This is a genomic window from Kitasatospora sp. NPDC092948 (genome assembly GCF_044754805.1).
GTDB lineage: Bacteria > Actinomycetota > Actinomycetes > Streptomycetales > Streptomycetaceae > Kitasatospora.
In genome coordinates this window covers 512,142-525,786 of sequence record NZ_JBIVPU010000001.1, presented here as the reverse complement: position 1 = coordinate 525,786, position 13,645 = coordinate 512,142, and the positions used below count along the sequence as shown (strand labels likewise).

The following is a 13,645-nucleotide window of genomic DNA, read 5'->3' as shown; positions in this document are numbered from 1 at the left end:
AGCCGCCGTGGTGCGGACGAGCGGCGTGGATCAGATCAGGTTGCGGCCGGGACCGCCGCCGACCGGGCCGTGCGGCTCCGGCGGGGGCTTGGGCTTGTTGTAGTCCAGGTCCGGCCCGGTCTGGGTGTGGTAGCCCCCGGTGTCCGGCTGCGGCGTCGGAGCAGGCGCGGGCGCGGGCTCAGGCGTCGGAGCGGGTGCGGGAGCGGGCTCGGGGGCCGTGGACGGGTCGGGCCCGGGGGCCGTGGACGGCGTGGACGGCGTGGACGGCCCGATCGGGGTGCCGTCGCCGGTGGTGATCCTGCTGAGCTCGGAGGCGTGGTGCTCGTCGTTGGCCTGGTGCCGGGCGGCCATCGTCTGCAGGTTGGCGCCCATCGTGGTGGCGTTGGAGAGCAGCAGCTTGATGCCCGCCAGCACGTCCTTCTGGTGCTGGTTGAACCCGCCGACCGAGGAGGTGTCACCGGTCAGCGACTTGCCCAGCAGGTCGGTCCCGTAGACCTTGTCCGTGACCATGTTGATGTGGGCTTCCAACTGGGCGTACGGGCCTTGCAGTTCCTCAAGCAGCGCTGCGATTGTCTTGGCTGCTGCCTGGACCTCGTCCAGGTCGATGTTCACGCCGTCGCCGGCCATGCCGTCCCGCCCTCTCCCGATTACTGCTCCCCGACGGTGCGAACCGTTGCAGGGGGGACCCGGGCAGCCGGGTGAGCGAGGGGCCGGAACGCGGTGCCACGGGCAGTCCCGCGCACCCGCGGCTGCCGCACCCGTTCATCCTCGCGGCGCGCGTTTGCCTTCCGCTTGCGCCTCACTAACGCGCTGGTGCCGCGCGCCGACAGACGGCGACAGCGGGGCGACCTCGAAGGCCGACGCGGAGGCGGGAACGGAGGCAGGGACGGAGGCGGAGGCGGGAGCGGAGGCGACGGCGGGGCGCAACTCGGTTCAGCGCGATTCGAGTTCGGCGGCCCGCTGGCGGTGGGTGGAGGCCTCCCGGGCCAGGCCTGCGGCGTCCTCGGCGGCGGCGAGGGCGCCGAGCACCTCGGCGGTCGCCTCGTCGTGGCCGATCCGCTCGGCCTCGGAGAGGGCCTCGTGGAGCCGGCTGCGGGCCTCGGTGTGGCGGCCGAGTGCGGACAGCGCCTCGCCGCAGCTGGTGTGCAGCAGGACCCGGCGCGCGGACGGGACCTGGTCGGCAGTCAACTCCAGGCCGTGCAGCGCCCGGTCGATGGCCTGCGCGGGGCGGCCGGTGACCAGCAGGTGGCGGGCCAGGTGCTGGAGGGCGAGGGTGACGGTGTGGGTGTGGCCGATGGCGAGGGCGATCTCCAGGGCCTGGGTGAGGTTGCTGCCCGCCGCGGCGGTGTCGCCGAGTTCGGCCTGCACGGCGGCCAGATTGACCAGGGCGACGGCCCGGCCGACCTGGTTGCCGGCCCGGGCGGCGAGTTCGGCGGCCGGGGCCAGGCAGGCGACGGCCTCGGGCAGCCGACGGTTGGAGACCAGCACCCAGCCGAGCATGGCGCGCACCTGGCTCTCGCCGTCCGCGTCGCCGCACTCCAGGGCGGCGTCCAGGGCGTGTTCCAGCTGCGAAACCCAGCCGTCGCGCAGCCGTCGCAGGATCAGCGGCCACTGGGTGAGGACGAGTCGCCAGACCCGTTCCGGCGAGGCGGTGGCGATGACGTGGGCGAGGGTCTCGCGGTGCGCGCCGAGCCAGTGGATGGCCTCGTCGGCGTCGGCGAACTCGGGGACGGCGCGCGGCCGGTGGCTGCCCGCCGGGGGTTCGCAGCACGGCTTGCTGCCGGGTTCGGCGATCTGCACGGCGGCCAGGCCGGTGTGCAGGTACTGGTCGGCGAGGCGTTCCCGGGCGAGGCGCTGTTCGGCGGGGTCGGTGCGGCTGCTCAGCTCGCGGGCGTACAGCCCGACCAGGTCGTGCAGGGTGTAGCGGCCGCCGTCGGTCTCGGTGGCGAGGTGGGTGGCGGCCAGCTGCTCCAGCGCCTCGGCGGCCTCCGACAGTTCCAGGTCGCTCAGCGCGGCGGCGGTGTGGGCGTCGATCACCGGGCCGGGGTGGAGGCCCAGGGAGCGGAACAACTTGGCGGTGGTGGGCGGGAGTTGCTCGTAGGAGATGCGCAGCGCGCTGGCCACGCTGATCTCCTCGGCGGCCAGGTGGCCGAGTCGGCGCTGCTCGTGCCGGAGCTGTTCGGCGAGCGCGGCGAGGCCGCGGCGCGGGTCGGCGGCGACCTTGGCGGCGGCGATCCGCAGCGCCAGTGGCAGGCCGTCGCAGAGCCGGGCGAGTTCCCGGGCGGCCTCGGGTTCGGCGGCGATCCGGGCCGGGCCGAGCACCCGGGCGAGCAGCGCGGCGGACTCCTCGGGGTCGAGCACGGCGAGCGGCAGCGGGCGGGCGAGTTCGGCGGCGACCAGGCCGAGCATCCGGTGGCGGCTGGTGACGACGGCGACGGAGTCGGCGCCGGCCGGCAGCAGCGGCCGGACCTGGGCGGTGTCCCGGGCGTTGTCGACCAGCACCAGCAGGCGGCGGCCGGTGGTGATCCGCCGGTACAGCGCGCTGCGGGCGGCGGTGCCGGCCGGCAGGTCCTCGCGGGCGACGCCGAGCGCGGCGAGGAATTCGGCGACCACCTCGTCCAGGTCGCGGGCGGGCCGGTCGCTGAAGCCGCCGAGGTCGGCGAAGAGCAGGCCGTCGGGGAAGCGTCCGGCGTTGCGGTGCGCCCAGTGCAGGGCGAGGGCGGTCTTGCCGACGCCGGCCGGTCCGGTGATCAGCGCGATCGCGCCGTCCGGTCCGCCGTGCACCGCGTCGGCCAGGGTGGCGAGTTCGGCCTCCCGGCCGTGGAAGCCGCGCGGGGCGCGCGGCAGCAGGTCGATCGCGGGGAGGTTCTCGATCGCGGGCGGCGCGGCGGGCATCGGGATCACGAACTCGACGGGCCGGCCGGCCGCGGGCGCGGGCGCGGCCGGCTCGGGTGCCGGCTCGCCGCGCAGGATCCGCTCGTACGCGGCGTTCAGCGCCCGGCCGGGGTCGACGCCGAGCCGGTCGGCGAGCGATTCGCGGGTGCGGTGGTACCAGTCGAGCGCGTCGCACTGCCGTCCGGCCCGGAACAGCGCGAGCATCAGCGCGGAGACCAGCGATTCGCGCAGCGGGTGGGCGACCGTTTCGGCGCGCAGCAGTTCGGCGGCCCGGGCGGGGTCGCCGAGCCGCTGGTAGTGCTCGGCGAGGGCTTCGACGGCGGCGAGCCGGTTCTCCTCCAGGGTGTGCCGCCAGGCCTCCAGCGGGGGGCTGGCGACGGTGCCGGTGAGCGCGGGGCCGCGCCACAGCGCGAGCGCGTGCTCCAGCGCGGTGGTGACGTCCGCCGAGCGCGGCTCGACCCGGGCGGCGGCCACCAGGGTGTCGAACTGTTCGACGTCCAGGCACCCTTCGGGCAGGTGCAGGGTGTACGCGTCGCCGGCGGTGGCGAGTTGGACGCCGCGCCCGGCGGCGCCCTGCTCGGTGAGCAGGGCGCGCAGCCGGGATATGTGGCTCTGCACCACGGTGCGGGCGTTGGCGGGTGGTTCGGCGACCCACAGCGCCTCGGTGAGCTGGGCGACCGAGACGGCCCGGTTGCGGCGCAGCAGCAGCAGGGCGAGCACGCTGCGCCGCTTCTCCGGTCCGAGTCGCAGTTCGCCGCCTTCGGCGTCCTCCGCCGAAACGGCCCCGAGCAGCTGGAACTTCACCGTGGTAACCCCCAAACCCCCCCGAGTTTGTGTTCGGTGACGGAGGCTACCGGGTCGTTATCCGGTACATGCAATCAGGGCCGTCGAACGGGCCGTCAGAGGGTGACCGCACCGCCGGGGGTGACGATCCGCAGGCCTGCCTCGTCGAGTTCGATGGCGAGCGGGGTGCCGTCCAGGGCGGCCTCGTTGAGCAGGGTGGAGCTGCTCAGGTGCCACAGCCGCAGGGTGCCGGCGGCGTCGCCGGCGGCGAGCAGCGCCTCGCCGTCGAACTCGCGGCCGACCACGGCGCGGACGGCCGCCCCGCCGCCGGCCAGCTGGGCGGTGCGCTGGCCGCTCTGGACGTCCCAGACCAGCACGTCGCCGTCGCCGGCGCCGGCGATCAGCACCGGCCGGCCGCCGATCTCGGTGAAGGACAGCACCTCGGCGGGCCGGGCGAGACCTTCGCAGACCGGTCCGGCGGCGCCGCTGCCGGCGTGCCACATCCGCACCTTGAGGTCCTCGCCGGCGGTGGCGAGGATCGGCTGCCCGCCGGCGACGACGGCGGCCAGCGCGGTGATCGGTCCGTGGCCGGTGGCGAAGCGGCGGCTGTCGTCGCCGGTGGCGGCGGCCCGGACGGCGATCACGCCGTCGCGGCCGGCCGAGGCCAGCAGCGGCTGGTCGCCGGTGGTGAAGGCGAGTCCGGTGACGGGGCCGGCGTGCGGGACGGGCAGCGGGTGGGCGGTGCCGTCGGCGAGGCGGTGGCTGCGGACGGCGCCGGCGGTGGTGCCGCAGACCAGCAGCGGGCCGTCGGGGCCGTCGGTGGTCAGGTCGAGGCTGTGCACAGGGCCGCCGTCGGCCGCCAGGTCGAGGAGTTGACTGCCCGTCGGGGCGTCCCAGACGGCGAGCGTGCCGTCGCCGAAGCCGGCGGCGAGCACGGGGCGGCCGTGCAGCTCGCCGGCGGCGAGCGCGGCGAGCGGGCTGCCGGGCCGGCCGGCGGGGGCGCCGGCGCGGGCCTGTCCGGTGGCGGCGTCCCAGACGCTGATCCGGCCGGTCTCGTCGCCGGTGTACAGGACGCCGTCGACGGCGGCCAGCGCGGTGAGCCAGCTGCCGGCGGGCCAGCCGTGCAGCGGGCGGCCGTCGTACACGTCCCAGGTGCGGACGGTGCCGTCGAGGGCGCAGGAGGCCAGCACGGGGCGTTCGTCGAGCGTGGTGAAGGCGAGGCCGGTGACGGTGCCGGTGTGGCCGGCGAGCTCGGCGACCGGCTGGCCGGTGGCGAGGTCCCAGATCCGGACGGTGCGGTCGTGGCCGCCGGTGGCGAGCACGGCCTGGTCGTCGATGGTGAGGACGGCCATCGAGCGGACCTCGCCGCGGTGGCCGACCAGCAGGTGCAACTGGTCGCCGCTGCCGGCGTCCCAGACCCGCACGGTGCCGTCGGCGGCGGCCGCGGCCAGCAGGTCGATGCCGGCGCAGTGCGCGGCGCGCAGCACGGTGGCGCCGTGGCCGCCGGTGGGCAGGTTGCCGAGCACCCGGCCGTCGTCGGCGCGGACGGCCCGCAGGTCGCCGCCCTGGCCGGCCGAGAACGCCACCGGGATGTCCCGGCAGACCAGCGCGGCCACCGCCTGGGCGCCTTCGCCGCCGGTGGAGCCGTGCACCACCTGGCCGGTGGTGGCGTCCCAGACCTGCACCGAGCCGTCGGCGCCGCCGACGGCGAACAGCGAGCGGCCGGCGACCTCGCCGAGCGCGACGGCGGACGGGGCGAGGCCGGCGTCGGCGTCGGAGCCGCCGAGCGAGGCGGCGTCGTCGAGCGCGGTCAGGCCGAACGAGCCGTCCTCCTCGACGAGGGCGTACGCGGCGCGGCCGCCGACGGTGCCGACGGCGGCGGCGCTGCGGGCGGGCGGTACGGCCGGGTGGCCGAGGGCGACCGCGCCGGGCAGCGCGGCGGGCTCGCCGGGCTCGCCGAACACCTGGGCCAGCAGCGTCGCGAACGGGGCGACGGCGGCGGGCACGGGCGCGTCGGTGCCGTCCGTCCACTGCCGGTCCGCGCGGCCGTTCAGGCCGGCCACGGTGAGCCGGCGGCCGACGGCGGGGGCGGCGGCGCCGGGCACCGGCGCGGGGGCCTCGCCGAGCGTGCTCAGGACACGGACGATCAGCGCGGCGTCGACCCGGCCGGTGCGCTCCTGCCCGTCCCGGACGGCGTGGAACCCCTCGGGGGTGATCAGCAGTTCGCCGAGCGCGCCGTCCTCCAGCCGGAGGCTGCTTTCTGACATGTCGTCACTCCTGGTTCAGGTGCGGGGCATCGGGGAGCCCGTGGATCAGCAGAGGTCTTCCGGTACGAGCGTCGCGTACACGGCGTCGTGCAGCCGCTGGGTGCGGGAGCTGCGGAACAGCGCGGGGCGGTAGCCGGCCCGGCGGAAGCCGATGGCGGCCCCGGTCAGCTGGCTGGGCATGTTGTCGGCGGCGGCGAAGGCGTCGATCCGGCGCAGGCCGATCCGTTCGAACCCGAACCGGCACACCAGGCGCATCGCGCTCTTCGCGGTGCGCAGCCGGCGGTGTTCGGGCAGCAGCCAGACCGCGATCTCCGCGCTGTCCTGCGTCGGGTCGAGGTTCACCAATTCGCCCCAGCCGACGGCCGATCCGTCCGCCTCCAGGGTGAAGTAGGCGGCCCGGCCGGTCTGCCAGAGCAGCTCCGGGATCTCGGCCAGCCACTGCTCGGCGGCGGCCTGGTCCCGGTGCGGGATCACGGCCTGCAGGAACTCGCGCACCAGCGGGTCGTGGGTGCCGCGCAGGACCAGGGCGGCGTCCGACAGCTGCGGCCTGCGCAGCAGCAGTCCGTCGTCCGTCAGCGGATCGTCCCGCACCTCGGCGAGCGCTCTCATCGGATTCCCCCGTCGCCCCGGGGTCGGCGTGCCACCCCGGCACACCCTCCCCGGCCCTTCGACCACGCGTCAAGTCAACCATATTCCACGGCTGTTCCCGCACGTCAGCGGGACGTTAGCGGAACGTGAGCCCGGGCCCGCAGACTCAGTGGTGGGGTTCGTCACTCCAGTCCCGCCGCCCACCCGGCCCACCTTTCTCTCCCGGGCCGGGCGCCCCCGCTACGGGCGGCGGGACACCCCTGTTCGGCGCTCCGCGTTCGGGTTCAGCGCTCCGCGCTCGCCCCCTCGGGGAGCGGGACGGCGCGCAACTCCCGCACCACCGCCCGCACGGCGGCGGTCCGGGCGAGTTCGGGGGTGGTGACGTAGCCGACCTGCCGGGACGGGCGCTCGGGGCCGAGGTCGGTGACGGCGAGTCCGTCGGGCAGCCGGTCCAGGGTGAGCATCGGCATGATGGCCATGCCGAGGCCCTGCGCGGCGAGCGAGAGCACCACGGTGTCGTCGGAGACGTTGATGGTCGCGGGCGGGATCCAGTCCTGGCGGCGCCACCAATCGGCCGTGTAGGAGCCGCAGTTCTCGTCCCAGTCGACCAGCGGCAGGCTGCGCGGGTCCGGGTGGCCCTGCTGATGGGCGAGCGCGTAGCCCTCCCGGTACAGCGGCGCCTGGAGCAGCCCCGCCGGGATCGCCGCGCCCAGCGTGGCCAGCGCCAGGTCGGCCCGGCCGTCGGCGACCTCCCCGGCGGTGCCCCGGCCGAGGTCCCGGACGACCCGCACTTCGGGTTCCAACTCCGGGTAGTTGACGGCCAGTCGGGCCAGCACCGCGGGCAGCACCCGCCCGGCGGCGCTGCGGAACGCGACGATCCGCACCTTCCCGCGCGGCCCGCCCGGCTCCCCCGGCCCGCCCTGCCGGGCCTCGCCGGGCAGCGCCGCCAGCAGCCGCAGGATCCGCCGGGCGTGCCCCGCCACCCGCTCCCCCGCCGGCGTCGGCACCGCCCCGCGCCGCCCCCGCTCGAACAGCACCGCCCCGAGCTTGCGTTCACACCCCCGCACCGCGTGCGACACCGCCGACTGCGTCAGCCCCAAGCGCTCCGCGGCGGCGGTGAAACTGCCGCTGTCGGCCACCGCCACCAACACCCGCAGCTCCTGCGGGACCAGATCCTCTGCCACCACCGCAGCGTAAAGGACGCCCCGCGCCACGCCCCCGCCCCCCGCCACGCCCCGTCCCGGAACGCCACCGGCCCGGCTGCGCCGCGGCCCCGGGCCGTCGACCGCCGGAGCTCCGCCGGACCGCTCGGCAGGTCCGCCGGAGCACCGGACCAGGTCGGCCGCCTCGGCGCGGTCGCCGGCCAACAGGAACCCGTAGCACCGCAGTTCGCCCCTCCTGGCGTCACCGGCCCGGACAGCCGGTCCACCCGTTCGGCCACGATTCCCCCTCCCGTTCCCTTCTCGCTCCCCTCCCGTTCCCTCTCGTCCGTCACCGCGAACGGCCCACCGGCTCCGTCGGGGACGCCCGGCCGCGGCGTGGCCCGCCCGGTTCAGGCATGAACGCCGCTCATGGATCGCGGGCTGCCATCAACGCCGGGCCCTGCCACGGCCGCGACGCCCGACCTAGCGTTTCTCCTCGTCAACCCCTCCCCCCTTCCGGAGTGTTCACCATGTCCAGCACCGCCACCCGCCACGCCCGGGCCGTCCACCTGGTCGCCCGCCCGACCGGGCTGCCGACCGCCGACCAGTTCGTGTTCGTCGACGACGAGCTGCCGCCGCTCGCCGAGGGCAGCGCGCTGGTGGAGAACGCCTACCTGTCCGTGGACCCGTACATGCTCGGCATGATGGAGGATGCCGACGGCGGCAACGAACTGAACGCCCCGATGGAGGGCCGGACGGTGGGCCTGGTGGTGGAGTCCCGCTCCGCCGCGCTGCCGGTCGGCACGGCGGTGATCCACCGTCGGGGCTGGCGCACCCACGCCGTGGTGCGGCGCGAGGACGTGCGGGTGCTGCCGGACCTGCCGGGCGTGCCGCTCAGCGCGCACCTGGGCGTGCTCGGCGGCACCGGCCTGTCCGCGTACGTCGGCCTCAGCCGGATCGCCGAGCTGACCGCCGGCGAGGACGTGTTCATCTCCGCGGCGGCCGGCGGCGTCGGCACCGCGGCCGGGCAGCTGGCCCGGCTGCTCGGCGCCCGCCGGGTGATCGGTTCGGCGGGCTCGCCCGCGAAGACCGCCTACCTCACCGAACAGCTGGGCTTCGACGCCGCGTTCGACTACCACGACGGCCCGGTCGCCGACCTGCTGGCCGCCGCGGCCCCCGACGGCATCCACGTCTACCTCGACAACGTCGGCGGCGAACACCTGGCCGCCGCGATCAGCTCGATGCGCGACTACGGCCGGATCGCCTGGTGCGGCGCGATCTCCCAGTACGTCACCGAGCCGCCCGCCGCCCCGCACAACCTGTTCGAGCTGGTCGGCCGGAGCATCCGGCTGGAGGGCTTCCTGGTCCGCAACCACATGGACGCCCAGGAGGAGCTGTACGACCTGCTCGGCCCGCATCTGGCCTCCGGCCGGGTGGTCTCCCCCGAGACCGTGCTGGACGGCTTCGACCGCACCGTGGAAGCCTTCCTCGGCGTGTTCGCCGGCGCCAACACCGGCAAGATGATGGTCCGCCTGTAATGCCTACAACTGCACTGCTGCCAGCCGCAGTTGTTCGTCCTCCACGATCCGTACGGCGAGTGCGCGATCGGAGATGTCCACCGCCTCGGGGGCCGACTCGGCCAGCTCGCTGCGGCGCGCATAGCTGTCGAACAGCTCCGCCTTGCCGCGCAGCCGCTCCACCAGGCCGCGGTCCAGGCTGTCCGTAGCGAGCAGGCGGTGCACCCGGACCCGGCGGATCTGACCCATCCGCTGGGCCCGGGCCACCGCCTGGTCCTCCAGGGTCGGCTTGAGCTGCGGCTCGCACAGCACCACCACGTTCGCGGCCTGGAGGTTGAGACCGAACCCGCCGGCCTGGATCTGGCACAGCAGCACCGCATGGCCGTCCACCGCGCCGAACGCGTCCACCAGCTCCTGCCGGGCCTCGGCGGGCAGCGACCCGTTCACCGTTCCCGCCACCGCCTCCCCCAGCGCGTCCGCCACGGTGGCCAGCACCTCCCGGAAGTACGAGAACACCACCACCTTGTGCCCGCTGTCGGCCGCCTCCGCGACCAGTTCGCGCAGCCGCCGCAGCTTCGCCGAGTGCGCGGGCTCCGCGTACGCGGCACGCCGCATCGCCATGAAGTTGCCCTCCGCGACCGCGGCCGCGTACGCCGCACGGTCCGGCCCGGACAGCTCGTCCCACTCGTCCACCCGCACCACGTCCGGCAGTTCGGTCAGCACGTCCTGCTGGTTGCGGCGCAGGTACGCGGGCGCGACGGCCCGCCGGAACGCCACCGATCCGGCCACCCCGAGGCCGGCCGGCAGCTCGCTCACCAGCTCCGGCTGGAGGTGCCCGATCAGGGTGCGGAACTCCTCCACCCGGTTCTCCATCGGCGTGCCCGTCAGGAACAGCACCCGCTCGGTACGCCCGGCCCACCCCGCGACCAGCCGGGTGCGCAGCGCGGCCGGGTTCTTCACGAAGTGCGCCTCGTCCACCACCAGCGCGGCAACCGGATCCTCGGGCAGCGTGCGCAGCGACTCGTACGTCGCCACCAGCACGCCGCCCTGCTCCAGCCACTGCGCGCGGGCGGTCTCCCGTTCCTGGCCGTGGTACCGGTACGCGGCCAGCGTCGTCCGACTCGCCGTCTCCCGTTGCCAGTTGACCAGCACGGACGCCGGGCAGACCACCAGGAAGTGCCGCTCCCCCGCCGAGGCGAGGTGCGCCAGCACCGCCAGCGCCTGCACGGTCTTCCCGAGCCCCATCTCGTCGCCGATCATCACCCGCTTCCGGGCCAGCGCGAACCGGGCCCCGAACGCCTGGTAGCCGCGCAGCGAGACGGTGCAGCCCCGGTCGTCCAACGGCTCGGCCCGCACCTGCTCGGCCAGCCCGTCCGGCAGGTGCCCCTCGGCGGCGCCCCTGGTGCCCCCGTCGACCCCGGTGAGCGTCCCCGCCTCTTCGAGCAGCGCCAACTCGGCGTAGAACTCGGCGGCCCGGTGCTCGAACTCGACCCAGACCTCGACCTCTCCCGCCCCGGGCCGCAGCAGGTCGGCCCCGGCCTGGGCCAGCCGCAGCGGGACTCCGTCGGCCTCCGCGGACGCCAGCTGCTTCTCCAGCGACTCGACCGCCCGGCGCGCCTGTTCCCTGCCCTCGGCCCCGGCCAGCACTCCCCGCACCCACCCGCGGGCCGGCCGCGCCGCCGCCAACGGCTCGGCGAGCTGCCGCTCGATCTCTGCCGCCTCCTGCGCCGCCCGGCGCGCGCCCGGGCCGGCCACCACCAGCCGGTGCAGCGCGACCAGCAGCTGCGTGCTCTCCGCGTCCGGCCGCGCGGGGTCGATCCGCACCGCCGTGCTGCGCTCCACCGCCTCGGCGATCTGCCGCGCCGCCCCCACCAGCTGACTCGCCGTCGGCCCCCCGATGCCCGGAATCCGCACCAGCTCCTGCGCGCTCACCCCGGCCACCTGCGCCACCGTCCGGTACCCCGCCCCCGCCAGCACCCCGGTCTGCAGCCGCCCCTCCGTGACCTCCTTCAGCCGCTCGACCGGTATCGCCTCCAGCTCGGCCCGCACCAGCGCGCCGTAGATCCCCGCATGGGCGTCCACCACCGCCCCCACGGCCCCGGCGCGCGCCGCCACCACCCCCGCGGCCGCCTCCCGCAGCCGCCCCGCCCGCCCCACGACCTCCCTGGCCCACCGCCCGCTTCCCACTGCCACGCCTCCTCGCCCGACCCGCCGAACCCGGCCATTCTGGCAGCCGGGCCCGTCACCCGGACCTGGGCCGACCGGCGCCCCGGGTGCGGCGCGGCGCACGAAAACCGGGTGCCCCGGCCGGGCGCCGTTGCGAGACTGACCGGCATGACCCGACCTGAACTCTCCGAGCTCGACCATCTGCGGGAGATCGAGCGGCTGGCCAGAGCGGTGACGGACGCCGCCTGGAGCGAGGGCCGGCTCGGCGACGAGAGCGGAACGCCCTTGCAGCGGGCGCTGGTTGCGCTCTCCCGGGGGCTTCGCCACTACCACTTCCCCGGGGACGGCTGCCTCGACGAGGAACGCGACCGCCCCGATCTGAAGGTCGCGGGGGTGGTGGTCCTCCGCCCCGGGGCGATGCCGGACGGCATGGCGGAGACCTACGAGGAGGCGTGTGCGCGGCTCGGGGTCGAGGCCCGGCCGGAGGGGTGGGCGCTGTGGAACACGTGGGGCGACGGCGAGGTGCAGGTGACGATGGTGGTCGCCGCGGTCGACACCACCGAGGGCCTGCTCAGGAACTGGTCGCGGGGCATCGTCAGCTACCCGGTGACGCCCGTGCCTTCGCAGATCGCGGTCGTCCACCACGGCTGGGCCGCCCACATGGTCTTCTCCCCGTTCGGCGTGCGGAAGTTGGGGCTCGGCGGGCAGCCGTGACGCCACGCCGCCCGCCGGCCGGAGGAGCGCCGCGTGTCAGGCCAGGTCGAGGACGTCGGACAGGCCCGCGGCGGTGAAGGCGGCAGCGAGCGGCTCGCGGCCCTCCGTGAAGTGGGCCCAGCTGTCGAAGTGGACGGGGACCACCCGGCGGGCGCCGAGGAGGCGGGCGGCTTCGGCGGCGCGGGCGCTGTCGAGGGTGAGGAGGGCGTTGTCGAAGAGGCCGGTGCGGGCTGCGCCGGCGAAGAGGACGGCGGTGTCGACGGGGGCGTAGCGCTGGGCGACGAGGCCGACGACGTCGAGGGAGGCGTTGTCGCCGGAGACGTAGACGACGGGCAGGCCGGGGCCGGTCAGGACGAACCCGATGACCTCGCCGATGACGGGCTCGCAGCCGTCGGGGCCGTGCTGGGCGGGGACGGCGGTGATGGTGACGGGGGCGCCGGTGGGGGTGGTCAACTCGACGCTCTGCCAAGGGGCGAGGCCCTTCGCGGTGCCGCCGAGCCGCTCCGCGCCGCCGCGGGTGGTGAGGGTGAGGGGGACGTCGGCGAGGAACTTTCGGCCGCTGTGGTCGAGGTTGTCGGGGTGCTCGTCGTGGGAGAGCAGGACGGCGTCGATCGGGCCGAGGGCGGCGGGGTCGACGGTGCCGGGGTGGGTCTTGACCAGGGCGCCGCCGCGGGGGATCGGGTATTCGCCGGCGGCGTCGAAGGTGGGGTCGGTGAGCAGGCGCAGGCCGCCGTACTCGATCAGCGCGGTGGGGCCTCCGAAGACCTGAACGGGGGTAACAGCAGCAGCCATGACACACCTCACGGAAGAGAAGAACGTTTGCCGTGAGAGGAATCTAACGGTGCATCACGGAGAACCGCAAGCTTCAACGTGAGAAGAAGTCGGGAGGGCCCTCCTCACCTGCGGCGGAGGCCTCTACCATGAGGGTCATGAGTCAGCGCAGCGCCACCACCGCCCAGTCCCCCGCCCCGGGCGCCGAGCAGTACCCGGCGCTGGACTTCGTCAACTCGCTGCTCACCCTGCCCACCGGCCCGCTCGACCTGATCGGCACCCCGGAGCAGGCCACCGGCTGGCTGGTCGAGCACGACCTCGCCCCGGCCGGCGGCCGGGTGTACCGGCCGTGCACCGACCGCATCCATCGACTCAGGGCAGAGCTGCGGGAGTTGATGGCGGCCCACACCGCCGGCGGCCCCGCCCCCACCGGCGCGCTGGCCGCCGTCAACGCCGCGCTGACCGCCACCCCGTCCGCGCCACTGCTGCACTGGGACGCCGAGCGCGGCCTGCACCGCGCCCTCCCCCACCCGGCCGACCGGATCGCCGACCATGCGATGGCCCGACTCGCCGCCGACGCCGCCGAGTTGCTCACCGGCCCGGACGCCCCCCGGCTCGCGGCCTGCGGCGGCGCCCCGTGCACCCGGTTCTTCGTCCGCACCCACGCCGGTCGGCACTGGTGCTCCACCCGCTGCGGCGACCGGGTCCGCGCCGCCCGCGCCTACGCCAGGAAGCGTGCGGCGAACGAGAGTTGAAAAAGCGGAACCCCGCCCGGCCGTGAAGGCCGAACGGGGTCCCGAGG

At 75.6% G+C, this 13,645-nt stretch carries 10 protein-coding genes; 3 read left to right on the top strand and 7 right to left on the bottom strand.

The window, feature by feature from the left end:
* Nucleotides 1-30: 30 nt before the first annotated feature.
* From ACIQF6_RS01995 to ACIQF6_RS01975, 5 genes are all read right to left on the bottom strand, one after another.
* Nucleotides 31-627 (bottom strand): WXG100 family type VII secretion target, encoded by a 597-nt coding sequence (locus tag ACIQF6_RS01995; RefSeq protein WP_400888913.1) that lies wholly within the window; start codon nt 625-627, stop codon nt 31-33.
* Between the two features lie 306 nt (nt 628-933).
* Entirely contained in the window at nt 934-3,699 is a 2,766-nt protein-coding gene (locus ACIQF6_RS01990; protein ID WP_400888911.1) for an AfsR/SARP family transcriptional regulator, read from the bottom strand.
* Between the two features lie 95 nt (nt 3,700-3,794).
* On the bottom strand, nt 3,795-5,945 hold the full coding sequence (locus ACIQF6_RS01985) for a hypothetical protein (protein ID WP_400888908.1): 2,151 nt from the start codon (nt 5,943-5,945) through the stop codon (nt 3,795-3,797).
* 45 nt (nt 5,946-5,990) lie between these two features.
* Entirely contained in the window at nt 5,991-6,554 is a 564-nt protein-coding gene (locus ACIQF6_RS01980) for a GNAT family N-acetyltransferase (protein WP_400888905.1), read from the bottom strand.
* A 263-nt stretch (nt 6,555-6,817) separates the two neighbouring features.
* Nucleotides 6,818-7,720, bottom strand: coding sequence for a LysR family transcriptional regulator (locus ACIQF6_RS01975; RefSeq protein WP_400888902.1), 903 nt, complete (start codon nt 7,718-7,720; stop codon nt 6,818-6,820).
* 485 nt (nt 7,721-8,205) lie between these two features.
* Here ACIQF6_RS01975 and ACIQF6_RS01970 point away from each other — a divergent pair, with 485 nt between their 5' ends.
* Complete coding sequence (locus ACIQF6_RS01970) at nt 8,206-9,213, top strand: NADP-dependent oxidoreductase (RefSeq protein ID WP_400888899.1); 1,008 nt, start codon at nt 8,206-8,208, stop codon at nt 9,211-9,213.
* Between the two features lie 3 nt (nt 9,214-9,216).
* Here the strand turns inward: ACIQF6_RS01970 and ACIQF6_RS01965 are convergent, their stop codons facing one another.
* Nucleotides 9,217-11,379 (bottom strand): DEAD/DEAH box helicase, encoded by a 2,163-nt coding sequence (locus tag ACIQF6_RS01965; RefSeq protein ID WP_400890075.1) that lies wholly within the window; start codon nt 11,377-11,379, stop codon nt 9,217-9,219.
* 147 nt (nt 11,380-11,526) lie between these two features.
* Here ACIQF6_RS01965 and ACIQF6_RS01960 point away from each other — a divergent pair, with 147 nt between their 5' ends.
* Nucleotides 11,527-12,072, top strand: a complete 546-nt coding sequence (locus ACIQF6_RS01960) for a hypothetical protein (RefSeq protein WP_400888896.1) — start codon at nt 11,527-11,529, stop codon at nt 12,070-12,072.
* Between the two features lie 36 nt (nt 12,073-12,108).
* Here the strand turns inward: ACIQF6_RS01960 and ACIQF6_RS01955 are convergent, their stop codons facing one another.
* Entirely contained in the window at nt 12,109-12,864 is a 756-nt protein-coding gene (locus ACIQF6_RS01955) for an MBL fold metallo-hydrolase (RefSeq protein ID WP_400888893.1), read from the bottom strand.
* A 137-nt stretch (nt 12,865-13,001) separates the two neighbouring features.
* Here ACIQF6_RS01955 and ACIQF6_RS01950 point away from each other — a divergent pair, with 137 nt between their 5' ends.
* Nucleotides 13,002-13,598 (top strand): CGNR zinc finger domain-containing protein, encoded by a 597-nt coding sequence (locus tag ACIQF6_RS01950; RefSeq protein ID WP_400888890.1) that lies wholly within the window; start codon nt 13,002-13,004, stop codon nt 13,596-13,598.
* Nucleotides 13,599-13,645: the final 47 nt, after the last annotated feature.